The following is a 20,333-nucleotide window of genomic DNA, read 5'->3' on the forward strand; positions in this document are numbered from 1 at the left end:
ATGAGCAAGCTCGGTCTCCCGGACACCATCACCGCCTGTCTGTTCGACCTGGACGGGGTCATCACCAGGACGGCCGTGGTGCACGCCGCCGCCTGGAAGGAGATGTTCGACGCCTTCCTGCGGGACCGTGACGGCGCCGGGTTCCGGCCCTTCTCCCAGGACGACTACGACCGGTACGTCGACGGTCTCCCCCGCGCCGACGGGGTGCGCGCGTTCCTCGCCGCACGCGGTGTCGAACTGCCGGAGGGCACCCCGGACGATCCGCCGGCGGCCGGGACGGTGTGCGGGCTGGGCAACCGCAAGAACGAACTGCTGCTGGCCCGGATCAGGAAGGGCGGCGTCGAGGCGTACGAGGGATCGCTGCGCTACCTCCACGCGGTCCGCGCGGCGGGCCTGCGGACCGCGGTCGTGTCGTCGAGCACCAACTGCCGGGACATCCTGCGGGCGGTCCACGCCGAGGACCTCTTCGACGTACGGATCGACGGGGAGGTCGCCAGGCGGCGCGCCCTGCCCGGCAAACCGCGGCCCGACACCTTCCTCGCCGCGGCGGCCGACCTCGGCGTCACGGCGGGGCGGTCGGCGGTGTTCGAGGACGCGCTCGCCGGGATGGACGCGGGCCGTTCGGGCGGCTTCGGCTATGTCGTCGGCGTGGACCGGGTCGGCCAGGCCGACGCCCTGCGCGCGCACGGCGCGGACACCGTCGTCGAGGACCTCGCCGAACTGGGGGCACCCGCGTGATCACCCATTCGTCGTACACCGTCGAACCCTGGTCGCTGCGCGAGCGCGCGCTGAACCTGGAGGTGCTGCCGCAGAGCGAGTCCGTGTTCGCCCTGTCCAACGGGCATGTCGGCTGGCGCGGCAATCTGGACGAGGGTGAGCCGCACGGACTGCCCGGCTCCTATCTGAACGGGGTGTACGAGCTCCATCCGCTGCCCTACGCGGAGGCCGGGTACGGCTATCCGGAGTCGGGGCAGACGGTCATCAATGTCACCAACGGCAAGATCATCCGGCTGCTGGTGGACGACGAGCCGTTCGATCTGCGCTACGGACGGCTGGTGTCCCATGAACGCACCCTCGATCTGCGGACGGGACTGCTGACCCGTACCTGCGAGTGGGTGTCCCCGGCGGGCTGCCGGGTCCGGGTGCGCTCCACCCGGCTGGTGTCGTTCACCCAGCGGGCCATCGCGGCGGTCCGCTACGAGGTGGAGCCCGTCGACTCCGAGGTACGGATCGTGGTGCAGTCGGAGCTGGTCGCCAACGAGCAGCTGCCGGGCGCCGACGGCGACCCGCGCACGGCGGTGGCCCTGGAGTCGCCGCTGGACGCGGAGGAGGACTTCGCGTCGGGCAACCGGCTGAAGCTGGTGCACCGGACCCGCGCCAGCGAGCTGCGGGTGGCCGCGGCGGCCGACCATGTCGTCACCGGCCCCCGCCCGACCACGACGAGCTGCGAGAGCCGCGCCGATGTCGCCCGGCTCACCATCGCCTCCGCGCTGGCGCCGGGCGACACCCTGCGGCTCGACAAGATCGTGTCGTACGGCTGGTCCAGCACCCGCTCGCTGCCCGCGGTGAGCGACCAGGTCGACGCGGCGCTCGCGGCGGCGAAGAGCGGCGGCTGGGACGGTCTGGTCACCGAACAGCGCGCGTATCTGGACGACTTCTGGGCGCGCTCCGACGTCGAGATCGACGGCGACGAGGAGATCCAGCAGGCGGTGCGGTTCGCCCTGTTCCACGTCCTCCAGGCGGGAGCGCGCGCGGAGCAGCGGGCGATCCCCGCGAAGGGGCTGACCGGCTCCGGGTACGACGGGCACGCCTTCTGGGACACCGAGATCTTCGTGCTGCCGCTGCTCACGTTCACCTCCCCGCACGCCGTGGCGGAGGCGCTGCGCTGGCGGCAGAACACCCTGTCGGCGGCCCGGGAGCGGGCCGCGCAACTGGGCCTCCAGGGCGCCGCGTTCCCCTGGCGGACCATCGAGGGGTCGGAGGGGTCGGCGTACTGGCCGGCGGGTACGGCGGCGTTCCATGTGAACGCGGACATCGCGGACGCGGTCGTCCGCTATGTGACGGTCACCGGCGACGAGCTCTTCGAACGGGACACCGGCGTCGAACTCCTCGTGGAGACGGCCCGGTTGTGGCGTTCGCTGGGTCATCACGACCACCATGGGAAGTTCCATGTGGACGGGGTGACGGGGCCGGACGAGTACAGCGCGGTGCAGGACGACAACACGTACACGAACCTGATGGCGCGGGCGAATCTGCTGGCCGCCGCCGACGTGGTGGAGCGGCATCCGCACAGGGCGGCGGAGCTGGGGGTGGACGACGAGGAGAGCGCGGCCTGGCGGGACGCCGCCGACGCGATGAACATCCCGTACAACGAGGAACTCGGGGTGCATGAGCAGTCGTCGGGGTTCACCCGGCACCAGGTGTGGGACTTCGCCGCGACCCGCGCGGACCAGTATCCGCTGATGCTGCACTTCCCGTACTTCGACATCTACCGCAAGCAGGTCGTCAAGCAGGCCGATCTGGTGCTGGCGATGTACAAGTGCAGCGACTGGTTCGACGACGAGCACACCGCCCGCAACTTCGCCTACTACGAGCCGCTGACGGTCCGGGACTCGTCCCTGTCGGCGTGCAGCCAGGCCGTGATCGCGGCGCAGTCGGGGCATCTCGCGCTCGCCTACGACTATGTGGCCGAGGCGGCGCTGATGGACCTGGAGGATCTGGAGAACAACACCCGGGACGGCCTGCACATCGCCTCGCTCGCGGGGACATGGATGGCGCTGGTGGCCGGGTTCGGCGGGATGCGGCTGAGCGGCGGCACCCTGGACTTCGCGCCCCGGCTGCCGGAGCGGTTCAGCAGACTGGCGTTCACGCTGGAGGTGGTGGGGCGGCGGCTGCGGGTGGAGATCACCGGGGACTCCGCGTCGTACAGCGTGCTGTCGGGCGAGCCGCTGCGGGTGACGCACTACGGCAAACCGCTGCTGGTGACGCGGGGTTCGCCGGAGCGGCGCGGGATCAGGCCGGTGCCGGTACGGCCCGCGCCGGAACAGCCGCCGCACCGGGGCCCGGCGCGGCGGCACTGAGCGGACGGGCCACGAGGGCGCAAGGCGCGGGGTGCGGGGTGCGGGGTGCGGGGTGCGGGGTGCGGGGTGCGGGGTGCGGGGTGCGGGGTGCGGGCCGGATATCCGGTGGACGGGGCGGGGCCGGAGTCCGTAGGGTGCGCGGCGTGAACAGCCCCGAGTCCGACAGAGGCTAGCCACCGGCCGTCCGGTGGCTTCCCCGCCCTTACCCCGCGCCATCGGCGCCAGGGGTGTGCGCGCTGCCATGCGGACCGCCGACCGGTTTCCCTTGCTGGATCTCGAATCGGCTATGGAGTTCCGCGGTGCCTTTTGCCCTTTACATGCTCGGACTGGCGGTCTTCGCCATGGGCACGTCCGAGTTCATGCTGTCCGGACTGATTCCGGACATCGCCCATGACCTGCATGTCACCGTCCCGGCCGCCGGGTCCCTGACCTCGGCCTTCGCCGTGGGCATGGTGATCGGGGCGCCCCTGATGGCGGTGATCGGCATGCGCTGGTCCCGTCGTGACGCGCTGCTGCTGTTCCTCGTCGTCTTCCTGGCCGCCCATGCGATGGGCGCGCTCACCGACAGTTTCGACGTGCTTCTGATGACCCGGGTGCTCTCGGCGCTCGCCAACGCGGGATTCCTGGCGGTGTCGTTCACCGCCGCCGCCGGGATGGTCCCGCCGAACGCGAAGGGCCGGGCCGCCGCCGTCCTGCTGGGCGGGGTCACACTCGCCTGTGTCGCCGGGGTGCCCGGCGGTGCGCTGCTCGGGCAGTACTGGGGCTGGCGGTCGGCGTTCTGGGCGGTCGTGGTGCTGTCCGCGCCCGCCGTACTGGCCGTGGCGCTCACCGTCCCGGCGGGCCGCGGGGACGGACAGGTGCCCACCCTGCGGGACGTCCGGGCCGAACTCGGGGTGCTGCGCCGCCGCCGACCGGTACTCCTGCTGGCGCTGTGCGCGCTGGTGAACGGCGGCACGTTCTGCACGTTCACCTATCTGGCCCCGCTGGTCACCGGGGTGAGCGGCATCCCGGACGGCTGGGTGCCGGGGGTGCTGACGCTGTTCGGGCTCGGCTCCTTCGCGGGGGTCAGCGCGGCCGGACGGCTGGCGGACACCCGGCCGGTGGCGGTGCTCGCCTGGGGCACGGCCGTCCTCGCGGTCGGCTGGGCCGTGTTCGCGCTGGGCGCGGCCCGTCCGGAGGTGGTGCTGCCGCTGGTGCTCCTCCAGGGGGCGCTGGCGTTCGCCATCGGTTCGACGCTGGTGACCCAGGTGCTGTACGCGGGCGCCGACGCGCCGACCCTGGCGGGGGCGGGCGCGACGGCCGCCTTCAATGTCGGCGCGAGCCTCGGACCCTGGCTCGGGGGTGTCGCGATCGCCGCCGGACACGGGTACCGCTCACCCGTGTGGGTGAGCGCGGGGCTGGTGTCGGCGGCGCTGGTGACGGGGGCGGTGGCCCTGGCCGCCGGGGGGCGGGGGCGGCGCGCGGCCGACCGGCCGCGTGAGGCGGACGAGGCGGGCCGCGAGGCGGGCGAGACGGCCCCGGCGGGCTGACCGGTCCACCGTCCGGTTCCTTCGGGGAGCCGGACGGGTGCCGGGTCCGGCGGGCGGGGTACGGCGGGCCAGGTACGGGGCGGGTTCGGGCCGGGTGCCAGGTGGGCGGAGCGGGTCCGCCAGGCACCCGTTCCCGGGCCCGGGGACCCGGCGACGAGTGCCGTGGAACGGGCGGGAACAATGATCGGCGAGTGTTCGTTGTAGGGAACACGCTGATATCGACCACCTACAAGGAGTGGCCACTTTGTCCGCCCAGAAGACGGACCCTGATCCTCCGGGACATAGTCCCGGACCATCCCGCCCTCTTACGCGTGATCGCGGCATCCGGCGGGGTGGTGTTCGGTGAATGCCGCACTCGGCCTGGTGGCGGTCCTTCTGCTGACCGTCGGCACAGGCTATTTCGTCCTCCAGGAGTTCACCTACGTCTCCGCCGACCGGCTCGCGCTGGCGCGTGAGGCGGAGGCCGGTGACCGGCGCGCGGCGCGTGCCCTGAAGGTCATGGGACGGCTGTCCTTCATGCTGTCCGGCGCGCAGCTCGGCATCACGGTGACGGGCCTGATCGTCGGTTTCCTCACCGGGCCGTCCGTGTCGGCGGTGCTCAAGCCGCTGGTCTCCGGGGTCGGGGTGCCCGATGGTGCCGTCGACGGGATCTCGGTTGCGCTGGCGTTCGTCGTCGCGACCGTGATCCAGATGGTGCTGGGCGAGCTGGCGCCGAAGAACCTCGCCATCGCGGTGCCGGAGCGGCTCGCGAAGTCGCTCGCGGGGTCCACGCTGGCGTATCTGAAGGTCGTCGGCCCCGTGGTGCGGATCTTCGACAACGCCGCCGCGCGGCTGCTGCGGATGATCGGTATCGAGCCGGTCGAAGAGCTGCACCACGGCGCGACCCTGGAGGAGCTGGGACAGCTCATCGGGGAGTCCCATGAGCGGGGCGCGCTCCCCCGGGACACCGCCGAGCTGCTGGACCACGCCCTGGAGTTCTCCGAGCGGACCATGGGCGAGGTGATGGTGCCGCGCGCGGACACCGTCTTCGTCCGTGCGGACGCCACGGCCGCCGAGGCGGTGGAGCTGATCGCGCGGTACGGCCATTCGACGTATCCGGTGCTCGGTGACCATCCCGACGATGTCGCCGGGGTGCTCGGGGTGCGGGAGCTGGCCCGGCTGCCCGCCGAGCGGCTCGCCGTCGCCACGGCGGGTGAGCTGGCCCGCCGTCCCCTGCTGCTGCCCGACACGCTTCCGCTGCCCGGGGCCGTCGCGCGGATGCGTGAGCTGGACGACGAGTTCGCGGTCGTGCTGGACGAGCACGGCGGTATCGCGGGTGTCGTCACCTATGAGGACATCGCGGAGGAACTGGTGGGTGACATCGCCGACGAGACCGACCGGGTCACGGAGCTGGCGGTGCCCGACGGTTCCGGCTGGCTGGTCGACGCGGGCCGCAGGCTCGACGAGGTCGCCCAGGCCATCGGCGTGGAGCTGCCGCAGGACGACGACTTCGACACCGTCGCCGGACTCGTGGTCGACCGTCTCGGCCGTTTCCCGGCGATCGGTGACCGGCTCACGGTCACGCTGCCGGACGGCGGCTCCGCGCTCATCGACGTCCGCACCCTGAACCGGCATGTGCCGCGCCGGGTACGGATCGAGGCGCTGCCCGTGCCCCCCTCGGGGGACGGGGACGAGCCGGGTGAGCGGTCCGCCGGCCGCGGCGCGGTCGCGAAGCGCGCGGAAGAGGGGGCGCGGGTATGAGTCTGCCAGTGGCCCTGTTCCTGACCGTGCTCCTGCTGATCGGCAGCGGGTTCTTCGTCGCCGCCGAGTTCGCGCTGGTCGCGGCGAAGCGGCACCGGATGGAGAAGGCGGCCGCCGAGGGGCGGCGCGGTGCGAAGGCCGCGCTGTCCGGGATGCGCGAGCTGTCGCTGATGCTCGCGGGCGCGCAGCTCGGTATCACGGTGACCACGCTGGGCCTGGGGTCGATCTCCAAGCCCGCCGTGTCCCACGCGCTGGACCCGGTGCTGCGGCACTGGGGTCTGCCCGACGGGGTGAGCTACGGCGTGTCGTTCGCGGTGGCGATCGTCGTGGTGGTGTTCCTGCACATGGTCGTCGGGGAGATGGCGCCGAAGTCCTGGGCCATCGCGCACCCCGAGCGGTCGGCGATGCTGCTGTCACCGCCGTTCCGGGCCGTGGTGAAGGCGGTCCGGCCGCTGATCCGGGTGCTCAACGCGGTCAGCAATGTCCTGGTGCGGCTGTGCCGGGTCACCCCGCGTGACGAGCTGGTCCCGGTGCACGACCGGGAGCAGCTCACCGATCTCGTCGCGGAGTCGCGGCGGCTCGGGCTGATCAGCGCGGCCGACTCCGAGCTGATCACCCGCTCGCTGACGGAACCGCTGACGCCTGTCGCGGAGTTGCTCGTCCCGGCGTCCGACATCACCTGGGTCGACGCGTCCGCCGGACCGGCCACGATCCTGGGGGTGGCCTCGGCCGCCGACCGGACGAGGCTGCTGGTCCGGGACTCCGGCCGGGTGGTGGGGTCGGTGCACACCCGGGACGCCCTGGTGGCCCGGACCCGCTCGCGGGCGACGACCGCGCGTGAGCTGGCGAGGTCGCTGCCGGAGCTGACGGTGGACGACACCGTCGCGCACGCGGTGGAGCAGTTGCGCAGACGCCGGGCGTCGCTCGCGGTGGTCCGCGACGCGTCGGGCGGGCTCGCCGGGATCGTCTCGCTGGACGATCTGCTGGCGCGCTATCTCCAGCCGGTCGCGGCGGTGTGACGGCATGACGGACGAGGAGCCCGGTCCCCCCAGGGACCGGGCTCCTCGCGTTGTTCCGATGTCCTCCCCGAACACCGGGACCTGCGGGCGGAGCCGGTTCCTGGTGGGGTCCGGCTCCACCGGATCAGCGCGGGTGCCTGGTACGGCACGGCGGCGGGTGCCGCGCTGAGGTGGGGGGCGCGGCGCGGTCCGTGTTCACCGCGTCCGCGCTTCGGCGGGGATCAGCTGTGGTCAGTCGTCGTACGACAGTCCGTGTCCGGAGCGGAACAGCACCTTCGTGGGGTCGTCGGCGCGCTGGATCGGCACCGGCAGCTTGCCGCGCGGTTCGGTCCGGCCGGCGATGACCCGGGCCGCGGCGCGCAGTTCGACCTCGGTCCAGCAGTAGGAGACGAGCGAGGCCCGTACCCCGGGGAGCTGGGCGATGTCGTACGGGTTGCGGACCGCGAGGTGGATGACGGGCACGCCCGTCTCCAGCAGGCGGGCCACCAGGGTGCGCTGGGCACTGGTGGGGCCGACGTTGTCGGTGGTCACCACGACGGCGTCCCGGCCGTACGCGGCGGCGACGGCCTCGTCCACCTGGGCGGCGGTCGGGGCGCGGCCGGTGGCGAGGGCGGTCGTGGTGTAGCCGAGCTCACCGAAGACCTTGGTCAGCTCGGGGATCGACGTACGGGCGGCGTCCGTCGGGAAGGCGGGGCTCGCGCCGACCACGAGCAGCTTCTTCTGCTTGCGGCGCAGCGGAAGCGTCTCGCCCTTGTTGACCAGCAGCGTGGTGGTGCGGTCGGCGATGCGCGCGGCGATGGCCTGGTGCTTGCGGGCACCGACGACGCGGTCGACCTCCTTCTGCGAGATGTAGGGACTGCCGCTGAGCAGGCCCACCTTGTCCTTGAGACGGAGGATCCGCAGGACGGACTCCTCCAGCCGGGCGACGGTGATCTCGCCCGAACGGACCGCCGCCAGCACGCCGTTGAAGGCGACGTCGATGTTCGGCGGGAAGAGGAGCTGGTCCACGCCCGCCTTGAGGGCGAGGACGGGGACCCGGTCGTCGCCGTACTTGGTGCGCACACCGGTCATGTTGAGGGCGTCGGTGACGATGACGCCCTTGAAGCCGAGCTCTCCGCGCAGCACCCCCTGGAGGATCTTCGGGGAGAGGGTCGCCGGCTCGTTGCTGTCGTCGAGCGCGGGGACCTGGAGGTGGGCGGTCATGATCGAGTCGACACCGGCGGCGATGGCCGCGCGGAACGGCGGCGCGTCGATCCGGTCCCATTCCTCACGGGTGTGGGTGATCACGGGCAGCCCGGTGTGGCTGTCCTGGGCGGTGTCACCGTGGCCCGGGAAGTGCTTGGCACAGGCCACGACGCCGACGCTCTGATAACCCTTCACCTGGGCGGCGACCATCCGGCCGGCTGCCTCGGGGTCCGCCCCGAAGGACCGGACGTTGATGATCGGGTTCTGCGGGTTGACATTGACATCGGCGACCGGGGCGAAGTTCTGGTGGATGCCCAGGGCGGCGAGTTCGATACCTGATATCTGCCCGGCGGTACGGGCGTCGGACAGCGAGCGGCCCGCGCCGAGGGCCATGGCTCCCGGCAGCTGGGTGGCGCCGGAGCCGATGCGGACGTTGGCGCCGTGCTCCTGGTCGATGGAGATCAGGGACGCGATGGGGGTGGGCAGGCTGAGCGAGGCCTTCTGGACCCCGTTCGTCAACTCCGCCACCTGGCGGGGGTTCTGGATGTTGTTCGCCCAGCCGGAGAAGTAGATGACCCCGCCGACGTGGTACTTGGTGATCAGCTCGGCGGCGGTGGCGACGCCGAGTTCACGCAGATTGTCCTCCCGGTCATCCGCGCTGGGGTCGGTGGCCGACGTGCCGTAGAAGTACGGCACGAACAGCTGGCCGATCTTCGCCTCAAGGCTCATCTCTTTGATGATCTTCTTGAGGCTCGCGTCACGGTTGTGGGCGAGTGCGGGGGTGGCCGTGACGCCCACGACGCCCGTTACACCGGCCGCCACCACGGTGGCGGAGGCGAGGATGGTGCGCCTGGTCAGACTCCGGTCCTGCATGCGGACATGCTCCTTCCAGCCTTGCTCGTCAAGGGAATTGAAGGAAACTTGAAGTACTTCGGAACGACCGGAAACGTAGCCCGCAGATCGCGGCCGGGGCAAGAGGTCTAGACAAAATAGGTCTAGACAAAATTACGAACACCGGTGCGACCAGCGCTCGTTCTAACCGCGCGGTAAGACGGGTTCCGGCCAGTTCGTTCCGAACCGCGCACACTGTCGGCCGCGCCCCCTGGCGGACGCCTCGACACGGGCGCTGACCTGCGTATCGTCCTGATCGTTCGAGGCGACCCGAGCATCGCGGACCCACCGGGGCGCGAGTTCGGGCGGCGCTCAAAACGGTGGCTTCCCGGCGCTCCGGACCCGCACCGGCCGACTCCCCCGGGAGGAGCGATCCGGCCGCGTCGGCAACCGCCACGCGGGTGCCGGCGCGGAAGGCGCCGGTGGCGGAAAACAAGGCGCCCCGGCTGGACGGGGGGAGACCAGCCGGGGCGGTTCAGGGAGGACGCGGAAGGCGGTCGCCTCACGGCGGAAGGCTCCACGAGGCTTCAGCCGAACGATCGTCCTCGTGGGCGGAAGGTTGAGCCCGGGGACACTGTTCCCTCCGCGTCCACATATCCAAGAACGACCGGTCGGCCCGAATTGTTCCGACCCCTCTGTGAACTGCGGCACGCCGCTCCCACCTGCGGCTGTCACCCACCGTGCGCACACCGTCCGGGCCTCCCCCGAACCCCGTCCGGGACCTCCGCACCGTACGGATCCCGCGCGGGGCCGCCCCCGTCCGTCACCCACCGTGCGAACGCCGTCCCGGGCCCTCCCCGGGGGCGAGCCGCTCCACGACATCGGCCAGCTCGGCGACCGCCTCCTCGACATGGCGGCGGGTCTTCAGCTGCTCGGTGACCAGCGCGGCGAGCAGCAGCGCGGTCAGGGCGATCGCCCCGTTGAACGCCTGGAGGTTGATCATCACTCCCAGCCGGGTGTGGTCCCGGAACGGCCCGTCGCCGTCCGCGGCGGAGACCGCCGTCACCACCGACACATACAGCGCGCACAGGGTGGCGCCGGGGAGCTGGAAGCGCAGCGCGGCCCAGATCAGCAGGGGGTAGACCAGGAACAGCAGGCTGAGGGTGCTGTAGGCGACGAACGGGGCGACGACACCCGCGCAGACGGCCAGTACCAGTGCCTCGGGCCAGCGGTCCAGGGAGAGCGGCGGCCGGGCGCGCCACAGGATCAGCAGGACCGGGGCGACCACGAGCACCCCGAGCGCGTCCCCGGTCCACCAGGCCGCCCACACGGGCCAGAACTCCCCGCCGGAGATACTGCCGCCCAGCAGCAGCTGGCCCGCCCCTGCCGTGGCGCTGACGAGCATGCCCAGCAGCGCGCCGAGGAACACCAGCGCGAAGCCGTCCCGCAGCCGGTCGAGTTCGGTGCGGAAGCCGACGATCCGCAGCATCACGTAGGCGCAGAACGGGGCCAGGGTGTTGCCCACCAGGATGGCGAGGGCGCCGGGTTCCAGCGAAGGGCTGAGATGGTGGACGACGAGGAGGGCGCCGAGCGCGATGCCCGGCCAGACGCCCGGCCCGAGGAGCAGCAGCGCGGCCAGCGCGATACCGGTCGGCGGCCAGACGGGGCTCACGACGGAGCCCTCGACCACCAGCGCCTTCAGGAGCCCCAGGCGGCCCCCCAGGTAGTAGCAGGCGGCCACGGCGAGGTTCGCCAGGACGAGGACGGCGGCCCGGCGGCCCTTGAGCTGGATTCGCACCACGCCAGTCATCAGACACCGGCGGCCGCCGGTCGGCCCGTCGAGACACGCTCGGCGGCCCGCGCGAGGGCCGCCGGACCCGGGTCAGGTGTCCGGCCCGCGGCAGGCGTCCGACCTGCGCAGGCGTCCGGCCCGGGTCTGGTGTCCGACCCGGTCAGGCGTCCGGTGGACCGGAGGGCGCGCGGTGCGCGGGGGCGGGGTGCTCACGGGCGGCGTCGGGCGGCCCGTCGTGGGCGATGACCAGGACGGCCGCGTCGTCCTCGTGGCCGATCGAGTCGGCGATCCGCATCACCGAGGTGGCCAGCGGTTCCGCGCTCAGCGCCGCGCCGGTGCCGACCCCGGCGAGCCGGGCGACCTGCTGGAGCCCGTCCTCCAGGGGCAGCGAGGGGCCCTCCACGACACCGTCCGTGACGAGGACGAACACCCCCGGCCCGGAGAGCCGGTAGCGGGTCACCGGGTACACCGCGCCGGGCTGGACGCCCAGCGGCGGCCCGCCCTCGTCCTCGATGACCCCGGCACGCCCGTCGGGGGTGGCCCGTACCAGCGGGACATGGCCCGCGCGGGCGCTGCGCAGCTCCCAGGCGACCGGGTCGAAGCGGACCATCGTGCAGGTGGCGAAGAGGGAGGCTCCCATGGACAGCAGGAGTTCATTGGTGCTGGCCAGCAGCTCGCCGGGGTCGCTGGTCACCGAACCGAGCGCCCGCAGGCCGACCCGCACCTGTCCCATGAAGGCGGCGGCCTCGATGGTGTGTCCCTGGACGTCACCGATCGAGTAGCCGATGCAGCCGTCGGGCAGGAGGAAACCGTCGTACCAGTCGCCGCCGACGTTCAGCCCGGTGAAGGCGGGCGCGTAGCGGGCGGCCACCCGCAGTCCCGGGACGACGGGCAGTTCCCCCGGGAGCATGCCGCGCTGGAGGGCCAGGGCGAGCTGTACCTGGGTCCGCTGGGCCTCCGCCCGGACCCTGGCCTCCGCGGTCAGGGACCCGAGTCTGGCCAGCAGGTCGTCAGGGGTGTCCGCGGGGCGGTTCGACGCCATCGACTCATCTCCGCCGCACGTCCGGTCCGGGCTTGTGACCTCGCCATTCTATGCCGATTGTCCGATTTCGCCCCTGGCGGGCGGCGAACGCGGCCCATGCCTGCGTGCGACGGCCCATGTCCAGGAACCGGTGCCGCACTCGGCCGTCCGGGTGACCCGACCGACCCGGACACCGGGGCCGCCCGTCCCGGGACGCCGATCTCGCCGTACGGCACACGGGCGCCCGCCGGGTCCGGCTAGTCTCATGATCATGGTTGGTGACTTCGAGCTGAGGAGCGCGCTCGCGGCGGCCGTCGGCTCCGGCGCGCCCGACCGGGCCTGGGGATTCGTCGAGCGCTTCGCCGCGCGCTGGGCGCGCCCCCTGGGGCCGGGCGACGGCAGCGACGAGAGCGAACTGCTGGCGGTGGAGGAGCGGTTGGAAATCGGTCTGCCCGCCGCCGTCCGCGACGCGTACCTGCTGTTCGGACGGCGCGACGATCTGGTCCGGGGCCAGGACCGGCTGGTGCGGCCCGCACATCTGGACACCGACGAGACCGGCGGGAAACTGGTGTTCCGGGTGGAGCACGGTTACGTCGTCGAGTGGGGCGTACCGCTCGGGGAGGGGGACGATCCCCCGGTGCTGTTCCGCCCGACGGACGAGGAGGAGTGGTCGCCGTTCCTGGACCGCTTCTCGCTGGCCTGTGTGGAGATGGTCCTGTCGGAGTGCGTGCTGGCCCCCGGCGCCCCGGGCGACAACCGCCAGCTCGACCCGGTCACCCTGGCCGCGCTGGCGGACGCCTTCCCCCCGCTGCCGCTGCCCCGGTATCCGGTGTGGGCGGCCCCGGACGGCCCGCCGGTCCGCTGGTTCGGCGGGGACGAGGTGATCCTGCGCGCGGACGGCGAGGACTGGATGTGGGCGCGGGCCCGGGACGAGGCCGTGCTGGAGTCGGTCCGGGCCGCGCTGCCGGGTGTCTGGCTGGTCGGCTCCGCGCCCTGACCTGGGTGGGGCGGTCAGGTGCCGGACGCCCGTAGCGCCGCCGTGTGGGCGCGGACCTGCTCCGCGGAGAGATAGGCGTCCGTGTGTTCGAAGTCGCGCAGGGTGGCCGGGTTGCGGGCGAGGAAGCCGGTGCGGACGTAGTCGTCGCCCGCGACGGCGTTGAGCACCCAGTTGGTGAGCACCCGGGCCTTGGCGACATTGGTCCGCAGGGCCGACCAGTGGTAGCCCCGGGCGACGGCCTGCGCGGGCAGCCCCCGCAGTTCGACACCGAGCGGCTTGGAGACGGCGTCCCGGCCGCCGAGGTCGACCACCAGACCGAGGTCCTGGTGTTCGTAGGGCTGGAGCGGCTGGTCGCGCAGGGACGCGATGACGTTGTCGGCGACCTTGCGGCCCTGGCGCATCGCGTGCTGGGCGGTGGGCGGGCACACCGCGTCCCCGCCCTTGACCAGGTCGGGCACCGCGCCCGCGTCGCCGAGCGCGAAGACCCCGTCGGCGCCGGGCAGGCTCATGTCCGCGCGGACGGCGAGGCGTCCGCGGACCGTCTCGGCGTCGAGCGTGGCGATCAGCGGACTCGCCACCACCCCGGCGGTCCAGATCAGGGTGCGGCACGGCAGGACCCGGCCGTCGGTGAAGGTGACCTTGTCGGCCGACGCCTCCGCGACGGACACCCCGAGCGAGACCTCGATGCCCCGGCGGCGCAGGATCTCCAGGGCGACCAGCCCGAGCCGGTCCCCCAGCTCGGGCATGAGCTTCGGGGCGATGTCGATGAGGTGCCACTTGATCTGCCGTGCGTCGAGCCGCGGATAGCGCCGGACGGCGTGACTGGTGAGCCGCTGGAGACAGGCCGCGGTCTCGGTGCCCGCGTAGCCCCCGCCGACGACGACGAACTGGAGCCGGGAGGCACGTTCCTCCTGGTCGTGGGAGGCGTCCGCGAGGTCGAGCTGGGCGATGACATGGTCGCGTACGTAGGCGGCCTCGGCGAGCGTCTTCATCCCGCGCGCGTGGTCGATCAGGCCCGGGATGTCGAAGGTGCGGGTCACACTGCCGGGGGCCAGCACGATGATGTCGTACGGCTCGTCCACCAGCTCGTCGGTGATCTTGCGGATCACACAGACCTTGGCCGCCGGGTCCACCCCGATGGCCCCGCCGGGGATGATGCGGGTGCGGTGCTTGCGGCTGCGCCGCAGGGACACCGCGATCGACTGGGGGGTCAGCACGCCCGACGCGACCTGCGGCAGCAGCGGGAGGTAGAGCTGGTACGAGAACGGCGTGACGAGGGTGATGTCCGCCTCCCCGGGGGAGAGCCGGCGCTCCAGCCGGCGTACGCACTCCACTCCGGCGAAGCCTGCCCCCACCACGAGAATCCTGGGTCGCGCCACGGTGTCCGTCCTTCCCTGAGACCTCTCGTCCCTATCCGGCCCCGCCTGCCCGCATATGGGCGGCGCATCCCCCATCTTTCAGGGCGGTCCGCCGCCCCGCACCCGAAGCGGCACACGCTTGCCGCACCCGGGGTACGGGCGGGGCCGCGGACAGTACGTGTCAGGCGGCCGGACCGGCCGGTGAAGGCCCTGGTCAAAGGCACCGTGGAGCACACGGACCACCGGTCGGCCGTGCCCGGGACCCGCTCGTCCGGCGCACCCGCCACCCGGGCTCAGCGCAAGGTCTCGGCCCAGTTCGCCGGGACGCGTCCCACGGGTCCGGGCGCGGGCTGCTCCACCGGGTGGGACTGCGGGGGCGCCAGGGCGGGACCGGACTCGTACATCTGCTCGCTGTCGTAGTCCCAGAACCACTGTTCGCCGGGCTCGAAGCTGCGGACCAGCGGATGTCCGCTGTCCTTGGCGTGGGCGGTCGCGTGTTTCGCGGGTGAGCTGTCGCAGCAGCCGATATGGCCGCACCGGGCGCACCGCCGCAGATGGAACCACCAGCCGCCCGAGGTCTCGCATTCGGCGCAACCGGTGCCGGAGGGCAGGGCCGTGGGGTCGATGCCGTCGGGAAGGCTCATGAGGACTCCTCGGGGGGCTGGGGGTCGGCCGGCGGGTCGGGGTCCGCCGGAGTGAGGGGGAGACGCACCTGGAACCGGGTGTCACCGGGCTCGGAGCGGGCCACCGAGAGATCCCCGTGGTGCTTGTTGACGACGATCCGCCAGGAGATGTCCAGTCCGAGCCCCGTGCCCTCACCGACGGGTTTCGTGGTGAAGAACGGATCGAAGATGCGGCCGCGGACCTCCGGGGGCATCCCGGGTCCCGTGTCACCGAACTCCACGAGGACGCGGTCCCCGTCCCGGGCGGTCCGCACGGTCAGCGTGCCCTGGTCGGGGTCGTCGGCGCGGTGCACGCTCTTCATGGCGGAGACGGCGTTGTCGATGAGGTTGGTCCACACCTGGTTGAGTTCGCCGGGGTAGGCGGGGATGCGCGGCAGGCCGGTGTCGTAGTCCTTGACGACGGTCACCCCGGGGCCGATCTTGGCGGTGAGCATCATCAGGGTGGAGTCGAGGAGTTCATGGATGTCGGCGTCCTGATGGGGGGCGCGGTCCAGCTGCGAGTACTGCTTCGCCGCGCCCACCAGATGGGAGATCCGCGTCGAGGAGTCCTCGATCTCGTTCATGAGGAGTTCCGTCTCGACCGTGTAGTTGAGCCAGCGGACGGCGCCTTCGAGGGTGTCCTGGTCGACGGTCGCGGCGACCTGGTCGAGCCATTCGGTGTCGAGTCCGGCCTGGACGAAGGTGGGGGCGAGCCGCCAGCCCTCGGCGACGCCGTGGTCGTCCAGCCAGTCCCCGACGGCGTCCTCCCGGTCGCTGGCCTCCAGCGGGCTCAGACCCGGCGCCTTGGCGATGCGTTCGGCGGTGCGTTCCTGGAGTTCCACCAGGGAGGCGAGGGTGTCGCGGTGGTAGGGGCCGGAGGCGATCACCGCGAGCTTGTGGCGCATCCCGGCGACACGTTCGCGCAGCGACGCGGTGGCGCGGACGGCCGCCGCGGCCGGGTTGTTCAGCTCATGGGTGAGCCCGGCGGACAGCGAGCCGAGGGCCAGGAGCCGCTCCCGCTGGCCGACGGCCTGCTGGGTGGAGCGGTTGCCGAAGAACAGGCCCTCCAGGAGGTGGACCGCCATCGGGAACCACTCACGCATGATCATGGCGAAGGTGTCGGCGGACAGCACGAAGAAACGGGAGGGCTCGGTGACCCGCAGCGAGCTGTTGTAGCGCTGCGGGACCCGGTCCCCGAGGTAGGCCTGGAAGGCACCCGCGTACACCCCGGGGTCGGAGGTGCGGTTGATCTCGATGTCGTCGGCGCCGACCCGTCTCGACATCACGACGGTGCCGTCGAGCAGGACGTAGAAGCAGGTCGCGGGCTCGCCCTCGGTGTACACGGGGCCCGTGTCGTAGCGCTCGACGGCGCCTTCCCGGCAGAGCCGGTCCAGCTGGTCGGGTGCCAGCTTCTCGAAGAGGAACAGGGTGCGCAGTTCCGCCGCCTCGCACGGCAGGGGGGTGGGTCGCCCGTTCATGACTGCTCCAGGTAGCGGTGCACCAGCATGACGGCCATGGCGCCCTCCCCCACCGCGGACGCGACCCGCTTCGCGGACTCGGAGCGGGCGTCCCCGGCGACGAACACGCCCGGCACATTGGTCTCCAGGTGGTACGGCGCGCGGTCCAGCTCCCATTCGGGGGGCGGCGCGCCGTCGGCGGAGAGGTCGGGTCCGGCGACGATGAAGCCGCGCGGGTCCCGCAGGACCGTGCCGTCGAGCCAGTCGGTCAGCGGCGCCGCGCCGATGAACACGAACAGCCAATGGGTGTCGACGAGTTCGGTGTGTCCGGTGGTGGTGTCCCGCAGGGTGAGCTGTTCGAGGTGGTCGGCGCCGTGCGCGGACTCGACGACGGTTCCGGTGCGGACGGTGATGTTCGGGGCGTCCTCGACCTGCTGGACGAGGTAGTGCGACATGGAGGCGGCGAGCGGACCGCCCCGGACCAGTACGGTGACGGACTTGGCGCCCCGGGACAGATACATGGCGGCCTGGCCCGCGGAGTTGGCGCCGCCGACCACGTACACGTCATGGCCCTGGCAGGAGGCGGCCTCGGTGAGCGCGGAGCCGTAGTAGACGCCCCGGCCGGTGAGGTCCGCGACGCCCGGCGCGTCGAGCTGCCGGTACGACACACCGGTGGCGAGGAGCACGCTGTGCGCGGCGATGGCGTGACCGTCGGAGAACCGCACGGCCTTGGCGGCGCCGTTGATCTCCAGCCCGGTGACCTCGCGGGCGGTGAGGATCTCGGCGCCGAACTTGGCGGCCTGGCGGCGGGCCCGGTCGGTGAGCTGGGAGCCGGAGACCCCGTCGGGGAAGCCGAGATAGTTCTCGATACGGGAGCTCTGGCCGGCCTGCCCCCCGGTGGCGGAACGTTCCACCAGGACGGTCCGCAGCCCCTCGGACGCGCCGTAGACGGCGGCGCCGAGACCGGCCGGACCGCCGCCGATGACGATCAGGTCGTAGAATTCGGCGGTGGGGGTCGTGGCGAGGCCGACCCGGGCGGCGAGGTCCTGGTCCCCGGGCTCGATCAGGGCGGTGCCGTCGGGGGTGATCACCAGTGGCAGCCGCAGCGCGTCGGTGTCCGCCGCTTCGAGGAGGCGGCGCCCCTCGGGTTCGTCGGAGGAGTACCAGCGGTAGGGGACCTGGTTGCGGGCGAGGAACTCCCGGACCTCGGAGCACCGCGCCGACCAGCGGTGTCCGACGACCTTGGTGGTGGGAACGGCCCGGTGGTCGGTGTGCCGCCAGGTGTCGAGGAGCTCGTCCAGGACGGGGTACAGCTTCTCCTCGGGCGGGTCCCACGGTTTGAGCAGGTAGTGGTCGAGGTCGACGACGTTGATCGCGTCGATCGCGGCGTCGGTGTCGGCGTAGGCGGTGAGCAGCACGCGCCGGGCGCCGGGGAAGATGTCGAGTGCCTGTTCGAGGAACTCGATGCCGTTCATCTGCGGCATGCGGTAGTCGGCCAGCAGGACGGCGACCTGTTCACCGCGGAGTTTCAGCTCGCGCAGGGCCTCCAGCGCCGCGTCCCCGGACTCGGCGCGCACCACCCGGTGCTCCCCGCCGTAACGGCGCCGCAGGTCCCGCGCGACCGCGCGGGACACCCCCGGGTCGTCGTCCACGGTGAGGATCACTGTGCGTGCAGCGACGGAAGCTTCCGGCATACGTCTCCCGCCCCCCGGTCGGTGAGTACGGCGTCGTACTCGGCGCTCCGGTCCATCGTATGGGGCGGTGGCGCGGCTCGCCGGGTGAACTGCGGGGGCCCGGTGCGGGGCGGGCTGGGGGACGGCGGTCCGGGCGGCCGTTCCTCTGTACGGCCGTTCCGATGGACGGCCGTACGCGGCGGCGATCGCGTGACACCGGTCCCGCCGCCGTGCGACCGTCCGGCGCGCACCGACCTCGCGGCCGTTCCGGTGGCACCGCGGCCGGTTACCGAAGGACCTCGCCCGGCCACCGGGACACCGCGGCCGATTACCGAGACACCTCGGCCGGCCACCGGGACTCCGTGGTCGGTTCCGGACCAGCCGGAACCAGCAATGATGAATGCCAGGAAAGGAACTGACGAATCCTCATCAATGCGACAGACGAAAGGGGGTAGCGCCAGGTCAGCCGGGGCGGTGGCACCGGGGGCCGGGCGAGGGGGGTGGCTGGTTCCCGGCCATCGTCATTGGTTCAACCTCTTGACCGGTCTGGTCCAGACCAATAACTTCCCGACATGCGTCGAAGAATCCTCGCCAGGCTGGCCATAGCCACCTGCGCCGCGTCTCTTCCGGTTTCCCTGATGGTCACGGCTCCCGCCTCGGCCGACACCAGCAGCTCGCAGAAGGACAAGAAGAACCAGCCCGATCTCAGGCGGATCGGGTACTTCACCCAATGGGGTGTCTACGGCCGGGACTTCCAGGTCCAGGACCTCGACAAGAGCGGCGCCGCGGCGCGGCTCACCCACATCAACTACGCCTTCGGGAACGTCAATCCCGAGGGCAAGTGCTTCATCGAGAGCATCCCGGGCGAGGGCGACCCGTGGGCGGACTACGTCCGGCCCATCGACGCCGCGAACTCGGTCGACGGCGTCGCGGACAACGACACCCAGCGCCTCGCGGGCAACTTCAACCAGCTCGCCGAGCTGAAGAAGAAGCACCCCGGCCTCAAGGTCATGATCTCGCTCGGCGGCTGGAGCTGGTCCACCCACTTCTCGAACGCGGTCAGCACCCCGGCCAAGCGCACGGCACTGGTCAAGTCCTGCGTCGACCTGTACATCAAGGGCAACCTGCCCGTGGACGGCGCCCGCGGCGGCGAGGGCGCGGCGGCCGGTGTCTTCGACGGCATCGACGTGGACTGGGAGTGGCCGGGCTCCTCCGGCGACGACGACACGCCTTACACCCCCGCGGACAAGAAGAACTTCACCGCGCTGATCAGCGAGTTCCGTACCGAGCTGGACGCGTACGCGAAGTCGCAGAAGAAGCGCCAGCGCTACGAGCTGTCGGCGTACGTGCCGACCGCCCCGGCGAAGATCGACGCGGGCTTCGAGGTCCGCAAGATCATGCGCGACTTCGACTTCGTGAACCTCCAGGGCTACGACTTCCACGTGTCCGGCGAGAGGACCACGAACCAGCAGTCGGCGCTCTACGCCAAGAACGACTTCAGCGTGCACCAGACGGTCAACGACTGGCTGCGGCGCGGCGCTCCCGCCCACAAGCTGGTCGTCGGGATGCCGCTCTACGGACAGGGCTGGACCGGGGTCACCGGCGGCGGCGACGGTCTCCACCAGCCGAACACGGGCCCGGCGCCCGCGACCTTCCAGGCCGGTTTCGAGGACTACAAGGCCCTGAAGAAGCTGGCCGAGTCCGGTACGTACAAGCTCCACCGCGGCACGAAGAACGGCGACGCCTGGCTGTTCGACGGCAAGACGCTGTGGACGTACGACGACCCGACCGTCCTGCGCGCCAAGACCAAGTACGTCCAGGACCGGGGCCTCGGCGGGGCCATGGTCTGGTCGCTCGACGGCGACACCGCCGACGGTGAGGCGATCCGCGCGATCGACCGGGGTCTCGACGACTGATCCCGGGCGCGCGCACCACGCCGGTGCCCGGTGGGACGGGGTCACACGTCCCACCGGGCACCTTTCCGTTCGC

Annotated in this window: 14 protein-coding genes; 7 read left to right on the forward strand and 7 right to left on the reverse strand. The window is 72.0% G+C overall.

The annotated features are described in order from the left end of the window. The 5 genes from AB852_RS09995 to AB852_RS10015 all read left to right on the forward strand — a co-directional run bounded on the left by AB852_RS09995 (position 1) and on the right by AB852_RS10015 (position 7,368). Entirely contained in the window at positions 1–738 is a 738-nt protein-coding gene (locus AB852_RS09995) for an HAD family hydrolase (RefSeq protein ID WP_073786207.1), read from the forward strand. After that, on the forward strand, positions 735–3,080 hold the full coding sequence (locus AB852_RS10000; RefSeq protein ID WP_073786209.1) for a glycoside hydrolase family 65 protein: 2,346 nt from the start codon (positions 735–737) through the stop codon (positions 3,078–3,080). Before AB852_RS09995 ends, AB852_RS10000 begins: the two co-directional genes overlap by 4 nt. A 299-nt stretch (positions 3,081–3,379) precedes the next feature. After that, positions 3,380–4,609 carry a Cmx/CmrA family chloramphenicol efflux MFS transporter gene (locus AB852_RS10005; protein WP_073786210.1) on the forward strand — a complete coding sequence of 410 codons (1,230 nt, stop codon included), beginning with the start codon at positions 3,380–3,382 and terminating at the stop codon, positions 4,607–4,609. Positions 4,610–4,951: 342 nt separating this feature from the next. Beyond that, positions 4,952–6,349 carry a hemolysin family protein gene (locus AB852_RS10010; protein WP_079184479.1) on the forward strand — a complete coding sequence of 466 codons (1,398 nt, stop codon included), beginning with the start codon at positions 4,952–4,954 and terminating at the stop codon, positions 6,347–6,349. Next, on the forward strand, positions 6,346–7,368 hold the full coding sequence (locus tag AB852_RS10015; RefSeq protein WP_073786212.1) for a hemolysin family protein: 1,023 nt from the start codon (positions 6,346–6,348) through the stop codon (positions 7,366–7,368). Before AB852_RS10010 ends, AB852_RS10015 begins: the two co-directional genes overlap by 4 nt. Positions 7,369–7,599: 231 nt before the next feature. Here the strand turns inward: AB852_RS10015 and AB852_RS10020 are convergent, their stop codons facing one another. The 3 genes from AB852_RS10020 to AB852_RS10030 all read right to left on the reverse strand — a co-directional run bounded on the left by AB852_RS10020 (position 7,600) and on the right by AB852_RS10030 (position 12,218). Beyond that, entirely contained in the window at positions 7,600–9,426 is a 1,827-nt protein-coding gene (locus AB852_RS10020; RefSeq protein ID WP_073786214.1) for a glycoside hydrolase family 3 protein, read from the reverse strand. A 781-nt stretch (positions 9,427–10,207) separates the two neighbouring features. Further along, positions 10,208–11,194, reverse strand: coding sequence for an MASE1 domain-containing protein (locus AB852_RS10025; protein WP_073786216.1), 987 nt, complete (start codon positions 11,192–11,194; stop codon positions 10,208–10,210). 142 nt (positions 11,195–11,336) lie between these two features. Beyond that, positions 11,337–12,218 (reverse strand): PP2C family protein-serine/threonine phosphatase, encoded by an 882-nt coding sequence (locus AB852_RS10030; RefSeq protein ID WP_073786217.1) that lies wholly within the window; start codon positions 12,216–12,218, stop codon positions 11,337–11,339. A gap of 250 nt (positions 12,219–12,468) precedes the next feature. Between AB852_RS10030 and AB852_RS10035 the strand changes: the two genes are divergently transcribed. Continuing rightward, positions 12,469–13,194: a hypothetical protein gene (locus AB852_RS10035; RefSeq protein WP_073787628.1), complete on the forward strand. Its 726-nt coding sequence runs from the start codon at positions 12,469–12,471 to the stop codon at positions 13,192–13,194. A gap of 14 nt (positions 13,195–13,208) precedes the next feature. On the opposite strand, the gene AB852_RS10040 is transcribed toward AB852_RS10035, so the two are convergent. The 4 genes from AB852_RS10040 to AB852_RS10055 all read right to left on the reverse strand — a co-directional run bounded on the left by AB852_RS10040 (position 13,209) and on the right by AB852_RS10055 (position 18,365). Continuing rightward, on the reverse strand, positions 13,209–14,573 hold the full coding sequence (locus tag AB852_RS10040) for an NAD(P)/FAD-dependent oxidoreductase (RefSeq protein ID WP_073786218.1): 1,365 nt from the start codon (positions 14,571–14,573) through the stop codon (positions 13,209–13,211). Between the two features lie 272 nt (positions 14,574–14,845). Beyond that, positions 14,846–15,196 carry a UBP-type zinc finger domain-containing protein gene (locus AB852_RS10045; protein WP_073786219.1) on the reverse strand — a complete coding sequence of 117 codons (351 nt, stop codon included), beginning with the start codon at positions 15,194–15,196 and terminating at the stop codon, positions 14,846–14,848. Then, positions 15,193–16,692: an ATP-binding protein gene (locus tag AB852_RS10050; protein ID WP_073786220.1), complete on the reverse strand. Its 1,500-nt coding sequence runs from the start codon at positions 16,690–16,692 to the stop codon at positions 15,193–15,195. The genes AB852_RS10045 and AB852_RS10050 overlap by 4 nt, the downstream gene beginning before the upstream one ends. Continuing rightward, positions 16,689–18,365 (reverse strand): NAD(P)/FAD-dependent oxidoreductase, encoded by a 1,677-nt coding sequence (locus AB852_RS10055; RefSeq protein WP_073786221.1) that lies wholly within the window; start codon positions 18,363–18,365, stop codon positions 16,689–16,691. The genes AB852_RS10050 and AB852_RS10055 overlap by 4 nt, the downstream gene beginning before the upstream one ends. Positions 18,366–18,916: 551 nt before the next feature. On the opposite strand from AB852_RS10055, the gene AB852_RS10060 reads away from it, so the two are divergent. Next, on the forward strand, positions 18,917–20,260 hold the full coding sequence (locus tag AB852_RS10060; protein ID WP_073786222.1) for a glycoside hydrolase family 18 protein: 1,344 nt from the start codon (positions 18,917–18,919) through the stop codon (positions 20,258–20,260). Positions 20,261–20,333 lie beyond the last annotated feature (73 nt).

Source organism: Streptomyces uncialis (assembly GCF_001905345.1).
Lineage (GTDB): Bacteria > Actinomycetota > Actinomycetes > Streptomycetales > Streptomycetaceae > Streptomyces > Streptomyces uncialis.